This is a genomic window from Thalassolituus alkanivorans (assembly GCF_020447205.1).
GTDB classification, from domain to species: Bacteria; Pseudomonadota; Gammaproteobacteria; order Pseudomonadales; family Oceanobacteraceae; genus Venatoribacter; species Venatoribacter alkanivorans.
The window spans coordinates 237801-260607 of the sequence record NZ_JAJAEL010000039.1; the positions used below are offsets into that span (position 1 = coordinate 237801).

Consider the following 22807-nt stretch of genomic DNA (forward strand, 5'->3'; position numbering starts at 1 on the left):
CATGGTCACCAGTCTAGTGGCCACGCTGGTGACCCTGTTACTGGCAATGTATTACCGCCAGTGGTCGAACGACTCCGTTAACCTGATTGCGCCAACCGGCGGGTATATCTCCGCAGCTGAACTGATTCTGCAGCGTGGCGGTGAGCCTCTGCTGCTCGAATGGCTGTTAACCTTCGAGCGTCATCCCAGTGTGAACGCTTATGTGTTTGATGATCAGGGCATCAGCCTGTTGCCCAATGTGCCGGCTGACGTGCTGGAATATGCCTTTGCCTCTGACTCTTATCAGGCGCGGGTTAACCCGCTTGGGCAAACTGAAATCCTGGTGAAAGCACCGCTGCAGAGTCATGACGGCCGGGTTTATCTGCTGGTGGTGGAGTTCCTCCATCCGCTCGCGGTGTTTAACCTGCCGGCCTATCTCGGCTGGGGTTTTCTGGCATCGCTGCTGTTATTTGCCATCTGGGGTTTTGTACTGTCGCGCTATATGGCGCGGCCATTACTGTCTTTACAGCGCAGTGTGCGCGCCTTTGCCGATGGCCAGTGGCCGGTGCGGATTGCGCCGAAGTTATTACTGCGGCGTGATGAAATCGGCGAGCTGGGGCGTGAATTCGGGCAGATGGCCGAGCGTCTGCAGCGCCTGATTTCCGATCAGCGCCAGCTGTTGCGCGATGTTTCCCATGAGCTGCGCTCGCCGCTTGCCCGCACTGCCGTGGCGCTGGAACTGGCGCGGCTGGATGCGCTACCAGAGCAGGTGGAATATCTGGACCGTATTGAGCTGGAAACTCAGCGCCTGAACGAACTGATTGAAGACCTGCTGAGTATGGCCCGGCTTGAAACTGTGCAGGATTACAGCCACTGGCAAACGGTCGATTGTACTGCGTTGCTGCAGCAGGTCGCCGCTGATGCACGCTTTGAGCGACCACAGAATGTCTTGCAACTGAATGTGCCGGCAGATGCCGTCAGGGTGCAGGGTGATCCCCGCCTGCTGACATCGGCGGTTGAAAATATTGTCCGTAATGCATTGCTGCATACCGCAGCCGGCACATCGGTCGATATCGATCTGAGCAGCAGGGACGGCCAGATACAGATTGCGGTGCGTGATCATGGGCCCGGTGTGCCGGAGCATCTGCTGGCCGATTTATTAAGACCTTTTGTTCGCAGTGAACAGGCCCGCGAACGTAGCCCCGACAGCCTGAACAGTGGGCACCGCGGTTTTGGTCTGGGCCTGGCAATTGCTGATCGTGTTATTCGTCACCACGGTGGTGACCTGCGCCTGAGTAATCATGAGCAGGGTGGGTTGGTGGTTACTATCAGGCTCCGGCAGAGGTCAGCGGCAGATGGCTGAAATGGCACTTTACGTCCCTTTTACGCCTGCAGGGCTGGGTATTTGCGGCAGCCTGCCGTTAAAATCCATGAATTCTTGTTACGGGGTTTGTCTGTGAGGTTATCGGGCTTATTGTTATGTTGTTGCGTCTGGACGGCTCATGCCGCGCCTGATGTACACATATTGCCAGCAGAACCCGCCTCTGTTCAGCCTTCTGTGCAACATCCCGGACTGCAGCTGGAATGGAACAACAGCCGCCCGGAACAGCGTCAGGCCCTCGATAATTTCTATCGCTCAATACAGAACATGCAGGTGCAGGAGCAGGCCATACAGCGTATGGAACGCCAGCAACGTATCGAACAGCTGCGCGGTATGTCGCCGGAGCAGCGCCAGCAACAATTCCTTAACTTCGTGCAGCAACAGCAACTCACTCCGGGTCGCTGAATTCCTTTCTTTCCTTTCTGTTAACGGATTTTTTCCACAGGTCGCCAGTTGCCGGGTCAGGCAGTAGAATGCGTGTTTTTATTTTTCCGGATCTGGTTATGAAAACGCGTATTACTGAACTGCTGGGCATTGAGCATCCATTGCTGCTGCCTGGTATGAGCTGGATTTCTACCCCTGAGCTGGTGGCCGCTGTCTCCAATGCCGGTGGCCTGGGAATTCTTGCCAGTGGTCCGCTGACGGTCGGTGAAACCCGTGCGGCTATTCAGCGTATCCGCGAACTGACAGATAAGCCTTTTGGTATCGGCGTTACCCTGCTGATGCCGGGCGCGAAAGAAAACGCCGAAGTCGCGCTGGAAGAAAAAGTACCGGTCATCAACTTCTCTCTGGGCAAAGGCGACTGGCTGGTTAAACGCGCCCATGAATATGGCGGCAAGGTGATTGCGACCGTCGTCAGTGAAAAACATGCGCTGTCGGCTCAGTCGATTGGCGCCGATGCATTGCTGGTGACCGGCCATGAAGCAGCGGCCCATGGTGGTGACGTTACCTCGCTGGTGCTGGTGCCAGCCATCGCGGCCAAAGTCAGTATTCCGGTGATTGCTACCGGTGGTTTTGCCGATGGTCGCGGCCTGCTGGCGGCGCTGGCGCTGGGTGCCGAGGCAGTAGCCATGGGCTCACGTTTTGCCACCAGTGCAGAAAGCCCGCTGCATCAGAAAACCAAAGAAGCCGTGGTTGCACGCAGCGAGCAGGACACTATCTATTCGAAAAACTTTGATGGTATTCCGGCGCGTGTAATGCGCACACCACGATCGATCAAAGCGACCCGTAAACCGATGAACTTCCTGCTGGCCTGTTGGGAAGCGACGCGTGCTGCACGCATGGTCAAGCAGCCGGTATGGAAAGTGATGATTGGTATGCTGGCGATGATGGATAAGGTCAAGCTGCTGGCCTATTTCGGCGCCAGCGTGCCGCGTCTGAAAGCAGCAACCATTGACGGTGACCTGCAGCAGGGCGTGCAGTTTATCGGCCAGACTCAGGGCCTGATTCATGATATGCCGGGCGTTGAAGAGATCGTGCAGCGTGTGCTGCGTGAAGCTGAAGAAATCCATCAGCAGCAACAACGCTTCTGGCAGTGAGGATTTGTGCCGTTTCGTAACGAAGCTTCTACACTGAAGTCATTTCGTTACGTTACGGCATTTATGGTTAACTCCTTCTCCCGGGAACACAAGCGCCTGAAATACAGCTATGTGCTGTTTGCGGTACTCACCTCTCTGGCTTTACTGCTGTTGCTGCTGGCAGCCGGGCAGAGTGAGTGGCGCAGGCTGCAGCAGAAGTTCAGTGCTGACACTTCGGTGGTCAGTCAGTTTGTGCGTGAGAAAATGCTGCAGAATGAGACGCTGTTGCTGGCGTTATCGACCTACTTCTCCGGCACACAATCGCCCGATATAAATGCAGTGCAGCGCTATGCCGCGACCATGCAGCAACGCTTTCCCCATGTCAGTATGTTTCAGTCAGCGCTGTATCTGCAGAATGGATCGTCATTGCAGGTCTTCCGCCAGATAATGCAGGAACAACAATTACCGGATAACGTTAAAAGCCTGCGCCGCGGACGGTATCTGGAAAGTATCAGCCCGTCGGAACATAAGGCTTTGCCGGTGATTATGGTTTTTCCGGATAACGCCGAAAGTCTGGTGGTGGGGCTGGATCTGTTTACGGTGGACTTTATTGCACGTCGTCTTCCTGCGCAGCAGCAAAGCAGGATCACACTGTCTGAGCCGTTTACCCTGCTTGATGAGAACCCGGTAGTGGTAATGATGCTGCCGGTCAGTAATGCACAGGGCATTACTTATCTGAGCCTGCTGGTGGTTGAAGTTTCCAACCTGCTGCCGCCGGAGCAATCTTATTACAGCCGGATGTCGTTCCGCCTGCGGGTCGCGCAGGATCAGGGGGATGCATTTCCGCTGTTGAGCCATGCGCTGCCATCTGCCGGCCTTGCGCTGGCACAATTACGCCAGCAGCAGACGCTGCCGTTTACCGGCTTTCAGTTGCTGGCGGAGTATGAGCGTCCGCTTGGCATAACCGATATTAACTGGGGCTGGCTGGTTTTGCTGGCGCTGGCTTTGCCGTTGTCATTACTGCTGTGCTGGCGGCTGTACCGGGTGCATCGTCGCCAGGCGGAAGGGCTGGAGTATCAGCATCAGCTGCTGTACCGCAAAGCCAATTACGATGAACTCACTGGTCTGCCCAATCGTTACCATTTTGAAGATTATGCCAGCCGGCTGCTCTCCAGTGCCGAGCGCAGCGGTACGCATCTGGCTATTCTGTTTATCGACCTTAACGGCTTTAAACGCATCAATGATGAGATGGGGCATGCCGCCGGAGATAGCGTGCTGGCTGCCGTAGGTGCGGCGCTGAACAAGCTGATACGCCGTGGTGATATGGCTGCCCGCCTTGGGGGAGATGAGTTTGTCGTACTCGTCGACCCGATTTCTGACAATGATCAGCTGAACAGCGTGATCGATAAGCTGCACAGGCTGATAGCCAATACCCACTACGAGCACAGCAAACGTTACCCTCTGTCAGCCAGTCTGGGCTGCGCCTTTACCGAGATTCATGGCTATGATCTGCGCAACCTGTTGCGGGTGGCGGATATGGCGATGTATCACGACAAACAGCATCCGCGGACAGTCTGACACTTTTCCCTCAACCTGACTTTCCTGCCTGCTTTTGAGGGTGTCTGGAACGATAGAACAATTTTCTGGGCGCGATTTGTCTATGCTGGCCTTCTCCGTCTTCGACCATAGCCTCAGGTGTTGTGGCTGACCCGTCTTGCCCTACCGCTCTTGTGGTGCTGACCTACACTGAGTTCGCTTTTGCAGTATCAGGGAACCTTCCCGTTCAGCGCAGTACGGGCAGAAGTGCGGTTTCCAACAAAAATAACAAATTCAAGGAACGCTCATGCTAAGCAAAATACTCTCTGTGGCAGCACTGTCTGCCGTGCTGTTTTCGGCCCAGGTGTCGGCAATGTCGGCAACCCCGGAAAGTGGTTACACCGCCACCAAATACCCCATCGTTCTGACTCATGGCCTGTATGGCTTCGACAGTCTGCTGGGCGTTGATTACTGGTATAAAGTCCCGGAAACCCTGCAAAAGGATGGCGCGCGGGTGTTTGTCACCACCGTGTCTAACTCCAACTCACCGGAAATCCGCGGTGAACAGCTGATTCCGCAGATTGAGCAGATTCTGGCCATTACCGGTGCTGAAAAAGTTAACCTGATCGGTCACAGTCATGGTGGCCCGACCACCCGTTATGTGGCTTCTGTGCGCCCGGATCTGATTGCTTCGGTAACCACCATTGCGGGTGTTAACCGCGGTACTCCTGTGGCTGAAACCCTGAATGACTGGGCCAATGGTTCGACGGCTTTCGAAGGTCTGATTTCGGCACTGGGTAACGCTCTGGCGGAAACCATTAACTTCCTGTCCGGCGGTGATTACGATCAGGATATCCTGATGTCTATGCGTTCCATGACCTTTGCGGAAACCGCAGCCTTTAACCAGCAGCATCCGGGCGGCATTCCGACCACGGCCTGTGGTGAAGGGGACTATCAGTACAATGGAGTGCGCTACTACTCCTGGAGTGGTGCCAAGCCGCTGACCAATGTACTCGACCCGCTTGATCTGCTGACCGGTACGACCAGCCTGTTCTTCCCGGCGGGAGAGAAAAATGATGGTCTGGTGGGTTCCTGTTCCAGTCGTCTGGGGATGGTGATCCGTGATGATTTCCGCATGAACCATCTGGATGAAGTAAACCAGACTCTGGGTCTGCATGATCTGACCGAAACCGATCCGCTGACCGTTTTCCGTACTCACGCCAACCGTCTGAAAAACATCGGGCTGTAAATCATGAAGCCACTTCACGGTGCATTGGGTATCACACTGTCGGCAGTGGCGGTCGTCCTGCTGGTTTTCGCCATGCAGGACGGCGATCTGGTGCAGAGGGCTGAATTTCAGCCCGCTGCAGCGGAAAACGATCAGGCTATTGCTACCCCTCTGGTTTTACCGCAGGCAGGTACTGTCGATACCAAAAATGTAATGACCTTCCGCGGTGCCAGTGTGGATGGTTATCTGCGTACCGACCATCGTGGGCAGTTGGTTGTTGATATACAGCTGCGTCACTGGATGGATTTTTATCTGTCGGCTCAGGGTGAAGTGCCGCTGGATGATCTGCTGCAGACCATGCGCAGTCAGATTGCAGGTCTGCCTGAGCCCGGGCAGTCGCAGGCATTAAAAATCATGGACGAATATCTTGGATATCTGGCGGCTCTGGGTGATTACGACCGGGATGCGGAAAAGCGTGTCAGCCAGTCGGGTATGGATGAGCTGGCCGCGCGGGTTGCCTGGCAACAGCGTCTGCGCCGGGAATGGCTGGAACCCAATGTCGTGGAAGCATTCTTTCACGCCGACGAAATTATGGACAACTACACCCTGGCGCGTCAGCAGCTGCGCGCACAGGGTGCCGATGAAGCACAGCTGGCTGCACTCGACAGCAGCCTGCCGCCAGAGTTACAGCACATGCGTGAGCAGTCACAACAGGTGCTGAGCTTACAACAGCAGGAGCAACAGCTGCGTCAGCAGGGAGCTTCGGCTGCCGTCGTTCAGCAATGGCGCGAACAACAATATGGCAAAGAGGCCGCCGAGCGACTGGCCGGTGTTGATCAGCAACAGCAGCAGTGGCAGCAGCGGTTAAAAGATTACCAGCAATACCGTGATTCACTGGCTTTGCAGGGGCTGGATAATCAGGATCGTGAGATGTTGCTCAGAACCTATCGTAGTCGTCACTTTTCGGATACTGAGCAAAAACGCCTGAACGCGGCCCTAACGCTTCTCGCTGGCGAATAACATATCGGCCTGTTGCAGCAGTTGCTGCAGCGGGCTGAATAACGCCGGCACTGCCAATATAATATTCTCTCCGCACAGTTGCGGATTTACTCCCTCAGGTAAGGCATGAATATGGCCGAACTGTACGCCGGCTTCGCGTGCAATTAATTGTGCGGCGGCAAAATCCCAGGGCTTAACCGTTTCGTAATAAGCGTCCAGCCGGCCGCAGGCCACCCAGCAGATATCCAGTGCCGCTGAGCCCAGACGGCGAATATCCGCACTCTGCATCAGAACCGCCTGCAGGCGCTGAATCAGCTGGGGAATATCGTGTTTATCATAAGGAAAGCCGGTGGCAATGAGTGCCCGGCGCATATCCTGTGTTGTTGCACACTGAATCGGGAGTTGATTCAGCCATGCCCCCCGACCGTAAACGGCACTGAATGTCTCGTTCAGAAAGGGGTTATGCACAACCGCGACCTGAGCTTTGCCCTGATGATAGTAGGCAATGGAAATAGCCACCTGTGGATGCAGGTGTGCGTAATTCACCGTGCCGTCGATAGGGTCGATTACCCACAGGTGCTCACAGTCGGTCGGATTATCCGGCGCCAGTTCTTCGGACAGAATCTGGTGATCCGGAAAGTGGGCAAGAATGCCATCACGGATAATCTGATCCGCGGCAACGTCGGCCTGAGTAACCAGCTCGGTTCCCTGTTTAAACTGAATATCCAGCTGGTGGCGTTGCTGGGCGATTGCGTTGCCGGCCTTTTGCGCAAGCTGCAGGGCCGTATCGTACAGTGTCTGACTGTCGATCTGGGACTGATCCATTCAGGAATTCTCATATTGATAATTAAAACCGCTTGCCGCTGCCGGATATTTTACCCGGCACAAAACACTACTGTTGCTGTAATGATTTCTGCAGTGGCGGTTTCTGTTCCAGATAACGCTGGCGGAAAACATCCGCTGGTACCGGTTTGCTGAAATAGTATCCCTGATAACTATCACAGGCCAGCGCCTGCAGCAGCGCCAGTTGCTGGTGGTTTTCAACCCCCTCGGCCACAAGTTCAAGCCGCAGGGTTTTGGCCAGTGCAATAATGGCCCGGACGATCGCTTCATCTTCCGGGTCATTATTAATTTCGTTGATAAAAGCCCGGTCAATTTTCAGTTTGCTGATCGGAAACTGCTTCAGATAACTCAGCGATGAGTAGCCTGTACCAAAATCATCCATCGCAAAGCGCACACCCAGCTTATTGATGTTATCCAGAATCCTCAGATTTTCCTGAACATTATCCAGCAGTAAGCTCTCGGTGATTTCCAGCTCCAGATATTTCGCCTCCAGCCGGCTGATGTTCAGAATTTCCTGTGTGCGTAATACAAAGGCATCATCTAACTGGCGTACAGAAACGTTAACCGAAATAGTCATATCCAGAGCGAAGGTGTTATTCCACTCGCGGAATTGCTTACAGGCTTCCAGTAATGCCCAGTCACCAATTTCCCGGATCAGGCCAGTCTCTTCAGCAATCGGAATAAAATCGGCGGGAGACACTATACCGGCACTTGGGTGTATCCAGCGGATCAGTGCTTCGGCACCCAGAAGACGATTATCAAAGGTGCTGACCTGAGGTTGATAATAAAGCTCGAATTCCTGATTTTTAACTGCGCGGCGCAGTTCATTTTCCAACGTCAGACGGGAATTTACTTTCTGATTCATTTCTTCGGTATAAAACTGATAGCAATTGCCGCCGCGGGATTTTGCCTGATACATGGCGGTGTCGGCATTGCGCAGAAGAATATAAGATTCGCTGGAGTCATCGGGGCAAACACTGATGCCGACGCTGCAACTGGTTGATAATTTATAATGGTCAAGTTGATACGTCTGGCTGACCGCACTGATAATACGTTCCGCCAGATGTTCAATTTCCAGCGAGCTTTCCGGCTCGTTCATCATGACAATAAATTCGTCACCGCCCAGTCTTGCCACCATGTGTTTGGGGCCAACCAGATGACGTAAACGATCTGCGACGAGTTTTAATAAACGGTCACCGACCTGATGGCCGAGCGAATCATTAACGGTTTTGAAGCGGTCAAGATCAATAAACAGCAGGGCAATTTTTCCGCTGCCTGGGGTCAGCTCTTCAATTGAGTTCATCAGCTCGTCATTGAAATAATAACGATTGAACAGTTCGGTAAGAGGATCTCGGGTAGCGAGATACTCAACATGCTGCTGTGACAGGGTATGGTCGGTAATATCAATTAACAGCCCTTCCAGTTGGCAGGGATTTTGTTTGCTAAAGACAACCTGACCGCGATCCATAATCCATTTCAGTTCATGTTGCCGCGTCTGAATGCGGTAGATGATTTTATAGGGCTTGCCACTGCTGCAATGGCTGTCAATTTCCTGCAGGTATTTTTCCTGATCATCGGGATGAATAAGCGCGAGCAGGCTGTGGCGTCCGGCGTGTTCATTGGCAGTATCACTGAAGATCTGCAGGTCTCCATTGCTGATAAAATCAAGCAGATGCTCAGGCAGACTGATCTGGTAAATACTTCCGGGAATATTACTCATCAGCATATCGATGATTTTCCCTTTCTCGCTGAGCGCGCGGGCTTCCTGCGAGTAGCGGCGTTCATTTTGCTGCGTATTTTTAAGGGTATGGCGGTAACTGCGCCAGGCTGCTGCCAGCAGTATGCCGAAAAACAACAGCGGCCAGGCGATGTCTTCCAGCCACAGGGTGAGCAATGAGGCCATGGGCAGTGAGATAATCTGCAGCAGTTGTGACTGCGGATCGAAGCTGACCACCCCCAGGCGTTTACTGCCATCAAATTCGGTCTTATTGGAAAAATAGGTAAAACCTGAAGTGCCCGGCGCGGGGATATTCAGGTTCTTTTGTTGCCGGTCACTGATACGGGTACCGATGATTTGCTGGCGGCTGACAGGTAACGGGGATGCGAGCAGTAAAATACCATCAGGGCTGAGCAGACGCTGTGCTGAATGTTCCAGACTGCCGGAAGCTGGCCACTGCAGGTTGTTGTTACTGGTTGAGGTCAGCAGGCAGATAACCCGTGCAACCTTTTGTGACACGGGTAAACAGTAGGGCAGGTAACGGCCCTTATTAATCAGCATGGTGCTGATAAAACGGGGGTTCTGCTGTTGTTGCAGCAGATTCAGATCCTCAGCACGGATATCCGGTGGTGATTGCTGGATGTCTGTGCTGTCAAAGGAGCTTGCCAGCAGCTGGCCGTCGGCAGAATACAGGGCGATATGGCTGTATAACGGTCGCGGTTTATGTTGCTGGCGGACCCACAGTGACCAGTCCTGCAGACTCTGTGCTGGCAGATTCTGTTGCAGGCTAACCAGTTGAGAGGTCAGCTGTTGTTGCAGCAGGCGGGTATTGCTCTGAGCGACAGTCGCCAGAGCTTCGAGCTGAGCCAGAGTGCGCTGGCGGTTGGTTTCCCAGCTGCCGGACAGGTAGAGCAGAAGCAATACAGCAAGTAGGAGTAGTCCTGGCAGCAAATAGGTTTGCCGTGCCTGTATGGCTCGCAGTCTGCTCAAATAGCGGCTGAACATAGCATCGATCCCTGATTATCCGGAGCATCAGGCAGAATGCCGCAGGCCCCTCAGGAATGGAGTATAGAAGTCAGTCGTTGTTAGTGCTCAGATACTCACTTAACCAACCGTTCAGTACTGACAGAACGGCATCGCGCATCAGAGGTTGTGCGGCACTGGTCGGGTGGATGCCATCAGGCTGCATCAGCTCTGCTTTGGTGGCGATACCTTCCAGCAGAAATGGCAGCAGCAGGGTGTTTTGTTGTGTGGCCAATTCAGCGAACACCGCCTGAAAGGCGCTGGCATATCGCGCACCATAGTTAGGCGGAATCTGCATGCCCAGTAAGAGAACGTCGCTGTTTGCCTGATTGGAAAGCATGATCATGCGTTGCAGGTTTTTTTCGATGACACGCACCGGAGTGCCGCGCAGGCCATCATTACCGCCCAGCTCGATAATGGTCAGATCCGGCTGGTGCTGCTGCAGCAGTGCGGGCAGGCGTGTCAGGCCGCCGCTGGTGGTGTCACCACTGATGCTGGCGTTAATCACCTGAACCGCGGGAACGCGCTGTTGCAGCGATTCCTGTAATAAAGCGACCCAGCCCTGTTGCACCGGCACGCCAAATCCGGCACTAATGCTGTCACCAACGACCAGAATCCGCGGTTCTGCCTGTACACTCATGGGCAGAGCCAGAAGTATTAATAACGGCAAAGGGAGAGTGACTTTGACGGACAGTGTGAGCAACAGCCTGAATCGCGCAACGACAGACGATATCAGCGGGCGTGACCGAACAGCGACAGACAGTAAGAAAGCAGACACCGGGTTTTCTCTCCGTATTCAGCAGCTGGGCAAAGTGGTGGATACCGGCTCCCAGCGGCTGACCATCTTGCAGGCTGTGAATATTGAGATCAAGTCGGGCGAGAGCGTAGCCATTGTCGGCGCCTCCGGCAGTGGTAAATCAACCCTGCTGGGCATTATGGCCGGGCTGGATCTTCCGACCACGGGCAGTGTGGAGTTGCTGGGGCATGAGCTGGGGGCGCTGGATGAAGATCAGCGTGCTGCGGTGCGGGCGCAGGGTGTCAGCTTTGTGTTTCAGAACTTCCAGCTGTTACCGGGGCTGACGGCGCAGGAGAACGTCATGCTGCCGCTGGAGATCCGTGGTGTGCGCAACGCCCGTGACGAAGCCAGGCAGCTGCTGACTCAGGTGGGTCTGGGCGAACGGCAGCTGCATTACCCGGCGCAATTGTCCGGCGGCGAGCAGCAACGGGTTGCTATTGCCCGTGCCTTTGCCGGCAAGCCTGCGATTCTGTTTGCCGATGAACCCACCGGTAATCTCGACAGCAAAACCGGCGCGCAGATCGAAGATCTGTTATTTGAGCTGAATCAGGCCGGTGGCACCACGCTGGTGCTGGTGACCCACGATGAACGTCTGGCGCAACGTTGCCAGCGCCGGGTGCATATGAACGCTGGCCGGCTGGAGGCGTTATGACGCTGTACCGTCAATGGCTGCTGGCGCTGCGCCTGCTGTTGCGCGAGGCCCGCAGTGGTGAACTGACCCTGATTCTCGCGGCCCTGCTGATTGCCGTCACCTCCACCACCGCCATTGCCCTGTTCAGTGCCCGTCTCGATCTGGCGATGCAGTCCCGCTCCAACGATTTACTCGGTGCTGATCTGCGCCTGCAGTCGACCAGCCAGATTGATCCGGCCTGGCAGGAAGAAGCGCAGAGGTTAGGGCTGAGCACCAGCCAGACCCTGACCTTCCCCTCGGTGGTGCTGCATGGTGATGATATGTCGCTGGCGGCGATCAAAGCGGTGGATAAAGGCTATCCGCTGCGCGGTATTCTGCGCATCCGTGAGCAGGCAGGCGATGACGCCACCACGCTGGATGCAACACAGGGGCCGCTGCCCGGTGAGGCCTGGGTGGAGCCGCGTCTGCTGGCATTGCTGAATGCGCAACTGGGCGATGAGGTCGAGCTGGGTACGACCCGCCTGCGCCTCAGTGCGGTCATTGTTGAAGAAAGTGACCGTGGCGGAAATTTTTATAATCTGTCACCGCGGCTGATGATGAACTGGGCCGATCTGGAAAGCAGTGGGTTAACCGCCGCTGGCAGCCGTCTGAACTGGCGCTTGCTGTTGCTCGGCGATGAGCAGGCACTGGCGCAGCTGCGGACCTTCCGCGATCTGGCGCCCAATCAGAAATTTGAATCATTGGCCGACAGCAATCAGGCGATGACCAATGCCCTCGATAAGGCGCGGCGTTATCTTGGCTTAGCGGCGATGCTGGCGGTGGTGCTGGCCAGTGTGGCGGTGGCGATCAGTGCCCAGCGCTATGCCAGCCGCCATTTTGATATCAGCGCGCTGATGCGTACCTTTGGTCTGGCGCGGGCACAGGTGTGGAATATCTACGCCTTACAGCTGTTGCAGCTGGGGCTGGTGGCGACGCTGGCCGGTCTGGCGCTGGCGGCCGGGTTACAGGCGGGCTTGTTGGCGGTTCTGGGTGAACTGGTGCCGCAGCCGTTACCGGCGGCGCCCTGGTCGGCCTGGCTGCTGGGCGCCAGCAGCGGTGTCCTGACTTTGCTCGGCTTTGCCTTGCCTTATCTGTTACCGCTGGCACGGGTGACGCCGCTGCGGGTGCTGCGCCGTGATTTGCAGCCGGTGCCGTTATCCGGCTGGCTGATTACCTCGCTGGCGTTGATCGCGCTGACCCTGCTGCTGTTCCTGTTTACCCATGATCTGCCGATGACGCTGGGCATGATGGGCGGTGGCAGTCTGCTGGTGGTGATTATGCTGCTGGCGCTGAATGGTCTGATTCAGTATCTGCGTCGTCTGCTGGCACAGCGTGATTTACCCCTGATGTGGCGTTTTGCCTGGCAGCATCTGAGCCGCAACAGCCGCCAGAGTGCCGGGCAGATTCTTGCCTTTGCCCTGACCATGATGGTGATGCTGGTGATCGGCGCACTGCGCAACGACCTGCTGGCCGACTGGCAGGCAAGCCTGCCGGACGATGCGCCCAATGTGTTCGCCATTAATATCCAGCCCTATGAAGTGGATGACTTCCGCCAGTCACTGCAGGACGCCGGACTGCAAAGTCAGAAACTGTACCCGATGGTGCCCGGCCGCCTGTTGCGCATTAATGATGTCAGCGTGCAGGAGCTGGCGGTGGCCGATGACCCGGCGATTAACCGCGATCTGGCGCTGACGTCGGATCAGCAACTACCGGCTGCTAATGTGATTGAAGAAGGCAGCTGGCAAACGCTGCTGGATGAGAGCGGGCAGGTATCGCTGGAGCAGCGCCTGGCCGGACGGCTGGGCGTTGGTCTGGGCGACACTCTGGCATTCAGTGCCGGCGGGGTGGAATTCAGTGCGGTGGTCAGCAGTATCCGCAGTGTTGACTGGGGCACCATGACGCCGAACTTCTACATGATGTTCTCCGCCGATGTGCTGGCGCAGCTGCCGGCCAATTACCTCACCAGTTTTTATGTGCCACCGGCATCTCAGGCGCAGCTGACGGCGCTGATTCGTCAGTATCCGGGCATTACCCTGCTGGATATGCAGGTGGTGCTGGGCCAGGTGCAGGCGCTGCTCAGTCAGGTCAGTCTGGCGGTGGAGCTGATTCTGCTGTTTGTGCTGGTGGCTGCACTGCTGGTGATGCTGTCGTCACTGGTGGCGGCATTACCGGAGCGCCTGCGCGAAGGTGCGGTGTTGCGCACCTTAGGTGCCGGTACCGCGTTATTGCGCCGCGGCCATCTGGCGGAATTTGCTTTGCTCGGTTTTATTTCCTCGTTGCTGGCGCTTATCGGTGCCGAAGCGATCTGCTTTGGCCTGTACCGCGGTCTGCTGTCGCTGCCATACGATGGTCTGGGCTGGGTGTGGCTATGGCTGCCACCGCTGGCGGCGCTGTTACTGGCGCTGCCGGGTATGTGGCTGATGCGGCGCACCGTGACAGTGGCACCACTGACCGTATTGCGTGAGCTGGTGGAGTGACAGGTAGGTGGACAGTAGTGTTATTATGTAACAATTCTGTTTTTGAGATCCTGTCATGATCCGCACCCACCTGATTACCGGTTTTCTTGGCGTTGGTAAAACAACGGCTATCCTGCACCTGCTGAAACAAAAGCCGGCCGGCGAAAAGTGGGCGGTGCTGGTCAACGAGTTTGGTGAAGTCGGGGTCGACGGCGCCATTCTCGCCAGCCAGGGGGCAGTGGTTAAAGAAGTGCCCGGCGGCTGTTTGTGTTGTGTTTCCGGCCTGCCGTTCCAGATTGGTCTGAATATGCTGATTGCGCGGGAAAAACCCGATGTACTGCTGATCGAGCCCACCGGGCTGGGGCATCCGCGCAATATCCTGCAAACCCTGCGTAATGAACACTACCGCGACATTCTGCAACCGGGTGCCAGTCTATGTGTGCTTGATCCGCGTCATCTCAGTGACCCGCGCTATCTGGATAATGACGTCTTTGCCGATCAGATTCAGCTGGCCGATGTGCTGGTGGCAAACAAAACGGATCTGGCAACAGACGCTGACCGCAACGCGTTTGAGCAATTACTGCAGCGCGCTGAGCCGGCTAAAACCGCCAGCGCCTGGGTGGTAAATGGTGAAATACCGCTGGAATTATTGGCGGGTGGGGCTCAGCCGCAGCGCCTGGCGTTGCATCCTGATGCCCATGCGCATCAGCATGCCCGCGAGGATCTGGCACCGCAGAACGCGCTGGCCGACGGTGAAGAGCTGCGGCTGCTGGAAAATCATGGCCAGGGGTATTACTCCGTTGGCTGGTTAATCAGCGCTGACTGGGTCTTTTCGGCACGGGCTTTACGTGGCTGGCTGAACAGCCTCGATGTGCAGCGGGTGAAAGGTATTATACTTACCGACGAAGGGCCGCTGGTGCTTAATATGCGTGATGGAGTGTTAAGTGAAATGCCAACGCGCATGCCGGACGAAAGCCGGCTGGAATTACTGCACTCGCAACCATTAACAGCTGCGGAGCTGCAGCAGGCATTGCTGGCCTGCAAGGCTGAGCAATAACCCGCAGATAAATACATCACAGGCATGGGTCTGTACGGAATAGACGGAGATGATTGTGCGTCCTGTGTTTTTAATGTGCCTCCGGCTTGCTGTTTTTTTGGCTCCGCTATTCAGCGCCGGCAGTCATGCGCTGACGCTGAGTCTGGCAGCCGAAGACGCCTGGCCTCCCTTTTCTGATTCACAGGGCAACGGCTATTCCCGGGATCTCGCCATTGCGGCTTTTGCCCACAGTGGTGTCACACTCAATATTCAGGCCGTGCCTTACGCGCGCGCATTAAACCTCACGCTGGCTGGTAAAGCCGATGGTTGCTGGAATGTGACCCGTCAGCCCAGCACTGAAGAGCAATATCTGTTTGGTAACGAGCCATTATTTACTGCCAGAGCCTCTTATTATTTTAAAGCGGGTAAAGAAAAAAACTGGCATAGCCCTGCCGATATTCCCGACGGCACTCAACTGGCGGTTATTAATGGTTATGAATACGGCGCCGAATTTGAAAAGCACCGCCACCGGTTAAAACTGATTGAGGTTTCCAAACAGCAGCAGATGATTGCCATGCTGCTGAATGAGCGGGTTGAAGGCGCGATCTTTTTTGACCAGGTGTTTGATTACACTATGGCGAACAGCCACTATGACCGTTCGCTGATTCGCCGCGGTGAAGAAAATCATACCAGCAATATTTATATTGCCTTTAGCCGTCAGAATGCCAATGCCCAGAATTATGCCAAAATGCTGGACGAAGGTCTGAGAATGCTGAAAAGCAGTGGCGAATATCAGCGCATAATGAATGGCCTTTACGATCGCTAGCCGGATTTTCGCGTTGTCATATAACGCACATAAATCTGTCAATAATCCGTATCTTATCTGCAACACTCCTCCTCTTTAATGCCCCGCTGAATACATTCATTTGCGGCCGGGGAATACGATGAAAGCGCTTTTTACCATAAGCCTGCTGGGGCTCAGTCTGAGCAGCTGGGCTGACAGTACGCTGCTGATTAACGAAGTTGATTCTGATAATACAAGTACGGATACTGCCGAATTTATCGAGCTTTATGATGGCGGTACTGGCAATACCTCTCTGAATGGCCATGTTGTGGTGTTATTTAATGGCTTTAGCGATCAGAGTTATCTGACGATCGATCTCAGCGGCCACAGTACTGACGCTCAGGGTTATTTTGTTATTTGTGGCGATGCCGCTAACGTTGCTGGCTGTGATCTGGATATTTCCCCCGACAGCGACCTGATTCAGAACGGTGCCGATGCGGTTGCGTTATATCAGGCCGCTGTCGCTGACTTCCCGAATAATACTGCGGTCACCACCACCAACCTGATTGATGCGCTGGTATACGACACCGACGATAATGATGACTCTGGTCTGCTGGTACTGCTGAATGCCGGTCAGCCGCAAATAAATGAAAATGCCAATAGTGATAAAGACAACCAGTCGCTGCAGCGCTGTGAAAATGGTGCCGGAGGTGCACGTAATAGTGCCGGTTTTATCAGCGCAACTCCGACTCCGGGGGCTGCATCGGCCTGTAATGTTGTCGTAGAACCTGTGCTGGGTAACTGCGGAGAAACCAGTCAGCCAGAATTTCGTTTAATCAGTGCAGTACAGGGCAACATTGCTGATGTCAGTGCTGATGCCAGTCCGCTGCTGGGCGAAACTGTGATTGTCGAAGGTATCGTCACACTGGATAAACAGGGCGGTTTGCTGGCTAACGGTGACAGCTCTTACCAGTACAGTGGTTTCTGGCTGCAGGAAGAAGACACCGATGCTGATAACGATGCCATGACCTCTGAAGGTATTTTCATTTATGACTATAAAAATGCCGTTAACAGCGGAGACAAAGTCCGGGTAATGGCCAAGGTTGCTGAATACCAGCAGGTTACCCAGCTGAAAAATGTGCAGGAGCTGGTGATCTGTTCTTCCGCCAATGTCTTGCCAGCCGCGGTAACCGTCACTCTGCCGGTCGATAATCTGCAACAGCTGGAAGCGCTGGAAGGCATGCGTATTAACAGCTCGCAGAACCTGATCGTCAGCGATTTATTTGGTACGGGTTACGGCTTTGGCAATTACGGCCAGTTTGTTGTGTCATCGGCACTGCATTTCCAGAGTACCGAAATTGCAGCACCACAATCGGCAGAAGCGCAGGCGGCCATCGCTGCCCGCGCACTGGATGTGTTATTAATCGACGATGGTGTATCCGCGGCCTATCCGGCGTTTATTCCGTTTCCTGATGACAGTGGTTTCAGCGCGCTGAACCCGCTGCGTATCGGTGACAGCGTCAGCACCTTCGATGGTGTGATGCATGCTTATAAAAATAATTACACCGTGATTCCTTCTGCACTGACCATTGATCCGACGCACCCGCGTACAGCCGCCCCCACGATTGCCGCCGATGCCAACCTGGTTATTGTTGGTATGAACGTGCTGAATTATTTTAATGGTGATGGACAGGGTGGTGGCTTTCCTACCAGTCGTGGCGCCAAAACCTATGATGCCTTCACCATGCAGAGCGATAAAATTGTGGCAGCGTTAACCGCCATGAATGCCGATATTATCGGCCTGATGGAAATCGAAAATGACGGTTTCGGTGAGCACAGTGCGATTCAGACTCTGGTTAACGAACTGAATAAACAGCAAACCGCGGGCAATGAATACAGCCTGATTAATCCGGGCGTCAGTACCATTGGCAGCGATGCCATTACCGTGGGGCTGATCTACCGTGCCGGAAAAGTGACTGCCGTTGGTACTGCTGCCATTCTCGACAGCAGCAATTCAGCCAAAGATGAAAATGATCAGCCATTATTCCTCGATACTAAAAACCGTCCGGCATTGATTCAGTCATTCAGTATGAATGATGAGGTCTTTACGGTTGCTGTTAATCATCTGAAATCCAAAGGCTCCGCCTGCAATGAAGATAATGAAGGCGCCGATGGTCAGGGTAACTGTAATCAGACCCGTAATCGTGCGGCACAGGCACTGGTGCAATATCTGGCAACCCAGCCAACCGGGGTTAATAGCAGTGCGCAGCTGGTGCTGGGTGATCTGAATGCTTACAGCAAAGAAGATCCGATTAATACAATTCTGGATGCCGGTTTCAGCAATCTGAAATACAGCGAAAAATCGACAGAAACTCAGCCGTATTCCTATTCCTTTGGTGGTTTCCTTGGCAGCCTGGATCACGCACTGGCGACCGCTGATTTTTATGCCCATGTGGTCAGTGTTGATGCCTGGCATATCAATTCGGTAGAAGACAGTCTGATGGATTATGAGACTGAAGCAACGGGTCAGGATTACGACTCAATCGATAACTATGCCAATGCTGATGCTTACCGCTCTTCGGATCATGATCCTATTGTGGTGGCACTGCGTATCGATAAAAACGCACCGGAACCGGATCCCGAAAATCCGGATAACGGATCAGATAATGGAGACAATAATAACAGCGGCGATAACAACGACGATGATAACAACGGTGGCCCGTTGCATCCGTTGACTCTGCTGGTGCTGGCAATGATTGCAGCGCTGCGTCGTCGCAGCTGAGGGATCTTAAGGGAGAAAAATACAGGATGTAAAATCAGCCCCGGCGTTTATCGCCGGGGCTTTTTTATTGCACCGTTGGCGGTAATTAAGTCGTTCAGAAATGAATTATCCGGAGGATTTCAGTTGTTGCTCCAGTGTATCCAGTGCCTTTAACAGTTCAGCCGACACCCTGGTAAGCTGTGTTGCCTGCTGCTGTATCTGCGCTGTTTTCTTGGCATCGCTTTTTTTCTTAAGACCCAGCAGCTGTTGCCAGAACGGCGGTGTTTCACCGTGTTCTAATAAACGGAATAAATCCAGACTGATCTGGTGCAGTTGCCGGTGCGGAGATTCTATGGCGCGGAAGGCCGGAAGCGTGGACAGAGCCTGACCGGCACCATAATACCAGCGGCCAAACTGGCATTCCGTATGCTCCAGCGGCAGTTGACCTTCTTCTATTTCCTGACCGGCAAGCAGAGCCTGGGCGTATGCCCGCCAGCGTAAGTGAGCGCTTTTGGCCCGGGTGATCTGTTGCAGACACTTTTCGCTGTCGGCATCGCTGAGATAAATATTGGCAATAACAGGCATGAGTTTCAGAAATCCTTACAGATAACCTCAGCCTAGCAATAAACGGCGAAAGTGCCGTGTGCCTGAAAGCATCTCTGAGTCATTTTACCGGGAATTCTATGCGGATAAGTGCATCCCTGCTTACCCTCAGTCCATTTCGGTACGGGCGCTCCTGCCCGTTTTTAATTCAGATAACGGCTGGCCAGCGAAAATTCATGCACGATGGCACTCAGATGATTCCGGCGTTCTGGCTGGCTGCGGTAGAGATGCTGCAAAGCAAAGAATGGCTGGTACAGATAATCCAGGCACTGACAGCGCCAGCAGCTGGCCGCCTGACTATTGAACGTGGCATCGCGCAGCGTGTTATACAGCCGCGTCAGCCAGCTTTCCTGCAACGGCTGCAGTTGGCGTTCGCCGGCGCGGCAGGCCAGCTCCAGTCCCAGATCCAGATATTCATTCAGCCATTCCGGGTGCAGTTCGTTGCCCCGGTGGGAACGTATCTGCAACTCCAGCTGGGCAAGTCGCTGCTGCTCATGCACAGGTACCAGACTGCCACCCTGTGGGGTCTGCGCTGAGCGGAATTGTTGTGGACGGATAACCCGTGCACTGGGTAGGGCACAGGGGCTGCAGGCAGCAGATTCGCAGTGAGAAGTGGGCATAGCAGCCTCCTTGTTGGTGCTGGCAAAACAATCTAATGATAACAATTATCATTTGCAAGTTTTTCCTGCAGGCATTCAGAGTGCCATCAATAGGCTGGCTGTCATCATTCCGCTATAATCCGCGCCGCGCTGGCCCCACCTCTGTTTATTGCCGCCAGTGCGCCGATGGGGAGTATGCCGCGTGGCCGCAACACAGGTTCTGATCGTCTTTAATCCGGTTTCCGGCTCCGGTAACCGCCGCATTGTTGAAGCTGTACAGCAGGCGCTGAGCAACCGTGGTTGTGATGTCAGCCTGTATCCGACACAGAGTGCTGGCGATGCCACCCGTTACCTGTCTGCATATACTGGCCCGCTTGATGTGATCGCTGTGGCCGGTGGTGACGGTACTGTAAATGAAGTGGTCAATGGTCTGCGCCAGCGTGATAACCAGAGCTATCGTCTGGCGCTGATTCCGACCGGTACGACCAATGTGCTGGCCGCTGAACTGGGTATCGGTAAGGCGCCGGACAAGATCGCTGACATTATTATTAATGGCCGCGAAAAGCCGATTTATCTGGGTGATATTAACGGCCGTCGTTTTGTGTTGATGGCTGGTGTTGGCTACGACGCCTGGGTGGTGGATAACGTTGACCTGGCGTTAAAAAAGAAAGTCGGCAAGCTGGCTTATGTGTTATCGATGCTTAAGCAACTGCGTCATTTCGGTAAGAAAACCTATCAGCTGACGGTTGATGGTGAACGTTATCAGGCCAATTCTGTGGTGATTACCAATGGCCGTTATTATGCCGGATCTTTTGTACTTTCGCGTCAGGCCGACTTAAGCAAGGCGACTACTCAGGTGCTGATGATTTCCGGCCGCAATCCGCTGAAATTCCTGGGTATTCTGCTGGGTTTACCGCTGGGTATTATGGAAAAAATGCCGGGTATGAAATCTGTTGCTGCCCGTCATGTGCAGATTGAATTACTGAATGCCGGTACCGAACGCGAGCCGGTGCAGGCCGATGGCGATTCGCTGGCCGAGCTGCCGCTGCATCTGCAGATGGAAGACAGCCCGGTACGCCTGCTTATTCCTCAGACTGTTTAATTCGGGCCTGTTTAATTCGGGCCTGTTTAATTCGGGCCTGTTTAATTGGTGTTAACAGACCCTGGTCTATCTGGCCCTGATTCATCTGCAGGCAGCGGTTACATGTAACCCTCAAACTGTTACTCTTCACGATAATGGATGAAGGATAACAAGGAGGGTTATATGCGCATAACGCTGTCGTTACTGCTGTTTTCATTATGGGTCGCCAGCGCGCAGGCTCAGGTTTATAAATGGACCGACGATAAAGGTCAGGTGCATTTCAGCGACAAGCCTCCGGCAACCAGTCAAACGCCTGCTAAGGTCGAAACCGTTAATCCCGGAGCTCAGAAGCGTAACAGTCATTTGTCGACTGCTCCTGATAGCGCAGCTGCGCAGTTTGTTTCTTCATCTTCTTCTGATGCCATTCAGTTCATCGTTTCCTTACGCCAGATGCTGGCCGAAAAGAATTACACCAGCCTGAATCTGCGTCTTCAGGCTCTGAGCCGTTTGCGTGAAAAAGATATTCGCAGTGAGCGCAGTGAAGTTGCCGCCTATGCTGCTTTCCGGGTAATCCGCGAAAATTATCTCCAGCAACTGAATGACTGGGTGAACAGCAGCCCGGTTAATGTGCAACCCTATATGGCAAGGGCAAATTATTATTACGCGATGGCCTGGGCCAGTCGTGGCGGTAACGTCAGCTCCGAAACCAGTGATCAGCAGATTCAGGGTATGACATCCTATGCAGAACTGGCCCGTGCTGATTTACAGCGGGTTATTCAGCGTAAGGCCGATATGTTGCCGGCCTATGCGTTATTAATCTGGACAGAAAAATTATTAGGCAATAACGAGGGTAGCCAGCAGGCTTTTTTACAGGGCATTGAGTTACAACCGGCCAGCTATACGCTTTATCGTAATTTTATTATCACTCAGGCTCCACGTTGGGGTGGCTCCTATGAGAACATGAAGGCTATCGCTGAAGCGGCAGTCTCAGAGGTAAACAACAATTCACTGCTGGCGCAGATTCCCGGATTTATACTGCAGGAAGCGGGCAAAGATTCACGCATCGCGAATCATTATAACGATTCGCTGAAATATTATGATACAGCGCTGCAGCTGGGTGACAACGATGAAGCGCTCGATGGTAAGGGCCGGACGCTGTACGACAAAAAAGAATATTCCGCGGCGGCACAGGCGCATCAGCGGGCAATCACTCTGTATCCTTATGAAAGCAGCTATTACCAGCAACTGGCCTGGAGTGAATATAAACGAGAGGAATACAGTGCTGCCGGTAAAGCAATACGTCAGGCCTGCCTGCTGAATCCGGAGAACGAAAAATATCAGAGCCTGCGTAAAGATATTGCATTGAGTCTGGCGCGACAGACCTATCAAAAACGCTCAGAGATGTTACCCGGTGCACAGGTTGCGGCCTATGAACAAGCACTGCAGTTAGCCCCGGATAATGATGAAGTGTATTACTACCGCGCACTTTATTATGGTCATCAGGGAGACTGGCGCAATGCCGAGATTGATCTTAAAAAGGCTATTGAGTTGGATCCTGAAGATTTCGACAACTATTACCAGCTGGATTATGCCCTGATCCGGAAGAATAAAGATTTTGCCCAGATCGCCAGATACTGGTTGCAGTATATTGAATTAAAACCGAATGACAGTAAGGCTCTGCTGGAGATTGCCGGGACTTATTATCATATGAAAGACAAAGAAAAAATGCGCTTTTATGCCCAGAAATCCGTCGATCTGGGCAATGTTGAAGCGCAGCAATATCTGCAATAAAGCGGGT

The 22807-nt window shown here is 54.0% G+C and carries 18 protein-coding genes; 13 read left to right on the plus strand and 5 right to left on the minus strand.

Annotation, left to right across the window (positions count from 1 at the left end):
* Position 1: 1 nt before the first annotated feature.
* The 6 genes from LGT44_RS16520 (at position 2) to LGT44_RS16545 (ending at position 6661) form a co-directional block, all read left to right on the plus strand.
* Positions 2-1342 carry a sensor histidine kinase gene (locus LGT44_RS16520; RefSeq protein WP_230332391.1) on the plus strand — a complete coding sequence of 447 codons (1341 nt, stop codon included), beginning with the start codon at positions 2-4 and terminating at the stop codon, positions 1340-1342.
* Between the two features lie 162 nt (positions 1343-1504).
* Positions 1505-1765, plus strand: a complete 261-nt coding sequence (locus LGT44_RS16525) for a DUF3106 domain-containing protein (protein ID WP_230332392.1) — start codon at positions 1505-1507, stop codon at positions 1763-1765.
* A gap of 98 nt (positions 1766-1863) precedes the next feature.
* Positions 1864-2898, plus strand: a complete 1035-nt coding sequence (locus LGT44_RS16530; protein WP_225692831.1) for an NAD(P)H-dependent flavin oxidoreductase — start codon at positions 1864-1866, stop codon at positions 2896-2898.
* A gap of 6 nt (positions 2899-2904) precedes the next feature.
* Positions 2905-4455, plus strand: coding sequence for a GGDEF domain-containing protein (locus LGT44_RS16535; RefSeq protein WP_230332393.1), 1551 nt, complete (start codon positions 2905-2907; stop codon positions 4453-4455).
* Positions 4456-4720: 265 nt separating this feature from the next.
* A complete protein-coding gene (locus LGT44_RS16540; protein WP_225692833.1) occupies positions 4721-5662 on the plus strand; it encodes a lipase family alpha/beta hydrolase in 942 nt (313 codons plus the stop codon).
* A 3-nt stretch (positions 5663-5665) separates the two neighbouring features.
* The gene (locus LGT44_RS16545; RefSeq protein ID WP_230332394.1) at positions 5666-6661 is read left to right on the plus strand and encodes a lipase secretion chaperone; all 996 of its coding nucleotides are present in this window, start codon (positions 5666-5668) and stop codon (positions 6659-6661) included.
* Here the strand turns inward: LGT44_RS16545 and LGT44_RS16550 are convergent.
* The 3 genes from LGT44_RS16550 to LGT44_RS16560 all read right to left on the minus strand — a co-directional run bounded on the left by LGT44_RS16550 (position 6638) and on the right by LGT44_RS16560 (position 10863).
* Entirely contained in the window at positions 6638-7465 is an 828-nt protein-coding gene (locus tag LGT44_RS16550) for an inositol monophosphatase family protein (protein WP_230332395.1), read from the minus strand. The genes LGT44_RS16545 and LGT44_RS16550 overlap by 24 nt on opposite strands.
* Before the next feature lie 67 nt (positions 7466-7532).
* Positions 7533-10205, minus strand: a complete 2673-nt coding sequence (locus LGT44_RS16555; RefSeq protein WP_230332396.1) for a putative bifunctional diguanylate cyclase/phosphodiesterase — start codon at positions 10203-10205, stop codon at positions 7533-7535.
* 70 nt (positions 10206-10275) lie between these two features.
* Positions 10276-10863, minus strand: coding sequence for an arylesterase (locus LGT44_RS16560; protein ID WP_230332397.1), 588 nt, complete (start codon positions 10861-10863; stop codon positions 10276-10278).
* Between the two features lie 91 nt (positions 10864-10954).
* Here LGT44_RS16560 and LGT44_RS16565 point away from each other — a divergent pair, with 91 nt between their 5' ends.
* From LGT44_RS16565 to LGT44_RS16585, 5 genes are all read left to right on the plus strand, one after another.
* Positions 10955-11671 carry an ABC transporter ATP-binding protein gene (locus tag LGT44_RS16565; protein ID WP_408033937.1) on the plus strand — a complete coding sequence of 239 codons (717 nt, stop codon included), beginning with the start codon at positions 10955-10957 and terminating at the stop codon, positions 11669-11671.
* Positions 11668-14166, plus strand: a complete 2499-nt coding sequence (locus tag LGT44_RS16570; RefSeq protein ID WP_230332398.1) for an ABC transporter permease — start codon at positions 11668-11670, stop codon at positions 14164-14166. The genes LGT44_RS16565 and LGT44_RS16570 overlap by 4 nt, the downstream gene beginning before the upstream one ends.
* A gap of 55 nt (positions 14167-14221) precedes the next feature.
* Positions 14222-15202: a CobW family GTP-binding protein gene (locus LGT44_RS16575; protein WP_230332399.1), complete on the plus strand. Its 981-nt coding sequence runs from the start codon at positions 14222-14224 to the stop codon at positions 15200-15202.
* A gap of 97 nt (positions 15203-15299) precedes the next feature.
* Positions 15300-16007 carry a substrate-binding periplasmic protein gene (locus LGT44_RS16580; protein WP_230332400.1) on the plus strand — a complete coding sequence of 236 codons (708 nt, stop codon included), beginning with the start codon at positions 15300-15302 and terminating at the stop codon, positions 16005-16007.
* A 118-nt stretch (positions 16008-16125) separates the two neighbouring features.
* Positions 16126-18747 (plus strand): ExeM/NucH family extracellular endonuclease, encoded by a 2622-nt coding sequence (locus LGT44_RS16585; protein ID WP_230332401.1) that lies wholly within the window; start codon positions 16126-16128, stop codon positions 18745-18747.
* A gap of 105 nt (positions 18748-18852) precedes the next feature.
* On the opposite strand, the gene LGT44_RS16590 is transcribed toward LGT44_RS16585, so the two are convergent.
* Together LGT44_RS16590 and LGT44_RS16595 are read right to left on the minus strand one after the other, a co-directional pair.
* Positions 18853-19311, minus strand: coding sequence for a CZB domain-containing protein (locus LGT44_RS16590; protein WP_230332402.1), 459 nt, complete (start codon positions 19309-19311; stop codon positions 18853-18855).
* Positions 19312-19472: 161 nt separating this feature from the next.
* Entirely contained in the window at positions 19473-19949 is a 477-nt protein-coding gene (locus tag LGT44_RS16595; protein ID WP_145466664.1) for a hypothetical protein, read from the minus strand.
* 181 nt (positions 19950-20130) lie between these two features.
* On the opposite strand from LGT44_RS16595, the gene LGT44_RS16600 reads away from it, so the two are divergent.
* On the plus strand, positions 20131-21030 hold the full coding sequence (locus LGT44_RS16600) for a diacylglycerol/lipid kinase family protein (protein WP_225692843.1): 900 nt from the start codon (positions 20131-20133) through the stop codon (positions 21028-21030).
* A gap of 162 nt (positions 21031-21192) precedes the next feature.
* Positions 21193-22800 carry a DUF4124 domain-containing protein gene (locus LGT44_RS16605; protein ID WP_230332403.1) on the plus strand — a complete coding sequence of 536 codons (1608 nt, stop codon included), beginning with the start codon at positions 21193-21195 and terminating at the stop codon, positions 22798-22800.
* The last annotated feature ends 7 nt before the right edge of the window (positions 22801-22807 follow it).

Excerpts from the sequence above, each read along its gene's own strand:
- LGT44_RS16520 (WP_230332391.1), top strand. The coding sequence starts at position 2 with ATGGTCACCAGTCTAGTGGCCACGCTGGTGACCCTGTTACTGGCAATG.
- LGT44_RS16530 (WP_225692831.1), top strand. The coding sequence starts at position 1,864 with ATGAAAACGCGTATTACTGAACTGCTGGGCATTGAGCATCCATTGCTG.
- LGT44_RS16540 (WP_225692833.1), top strand. The coding sequence starts at position 4,721 with ATGCTAAGCAAAATACTCTCTGTGGCAGCACTGTCTGCCGTGCTGTTT.
- LGT44_RS16545 (WP_230332394.1), top strand. The coding sequence starts at position 5,666 with ATGAAGCCACTTCACGGTGCATTGGGTATCACACTGTCGGCAGTGGCG.
- LGT44_RS16550 (WP_230332395.1), bottom strand. The coding sequence starts at position 7,465 with ATGGATCAGTCCCAGATCGACAGTCAGACACTGTACGATACGGCCCTG.
- LGT44_RS16555 (WP_230332396.1), bottom strand. The coding sequence starts at position 10,205 with ATGTTCAGCCGCTATTTGAGCAGACTGCGAGCCATACAGGCACGGCAA.
- LGT44_RS16560 (WP_230332397.1), bottom strand. The coding sequence starts at position 10,863 with ATGAGTGTACAGGCAGAACCGCGGATTCTGGTCGTTGGTGACAGCATT.
- LGT44_RS16570 (WP_230332398.1), top strand. The coding sequence starts at position 11,668 with ATGACGCTGTACCGTCAATGGCTGCTGGCGCTGCGCCTGCTGTTGCGC.
- LGT44_RS16575 (WP_230332399.1), top strand. The coding sequence starts at position 14,222 with ATGATCCGCACCCACCTGATTACCGGTTTTCTTGGCGTTGGTAAAACA.
- LGT44_RS16585 (WP_230332401.1), top strand. The coding sequence starts at position 16,126 with ATGAAAGCGCTTTTTACCATAAGCCTGCTGGGGCTCAGTCTGAGCAGC.
- LGT44_RS16590 (WP_230332402.1), bottom strand. The coding sequence starts at position 19,311 with ATGCCTGTTATTGCCAATATTTATCTCAGCGATGCCGACAGCGAAAAG.
- LGT44_RS16595 (WP_145466664.1), bottom strand. The coding sequence starts at position 19,949 with ATGCCCACTTCTCACTGCGAATCTGCTGCCTGCAGCCCCTGTGCCCTA.
- LGT44_RS16605 (WP_230332403.1), top strand. The coding sequence starts at position 21,193 with ATGCGCATAACGCTGTCGTTACTGCTGTTTTCATTATGGGTCGCCAGC.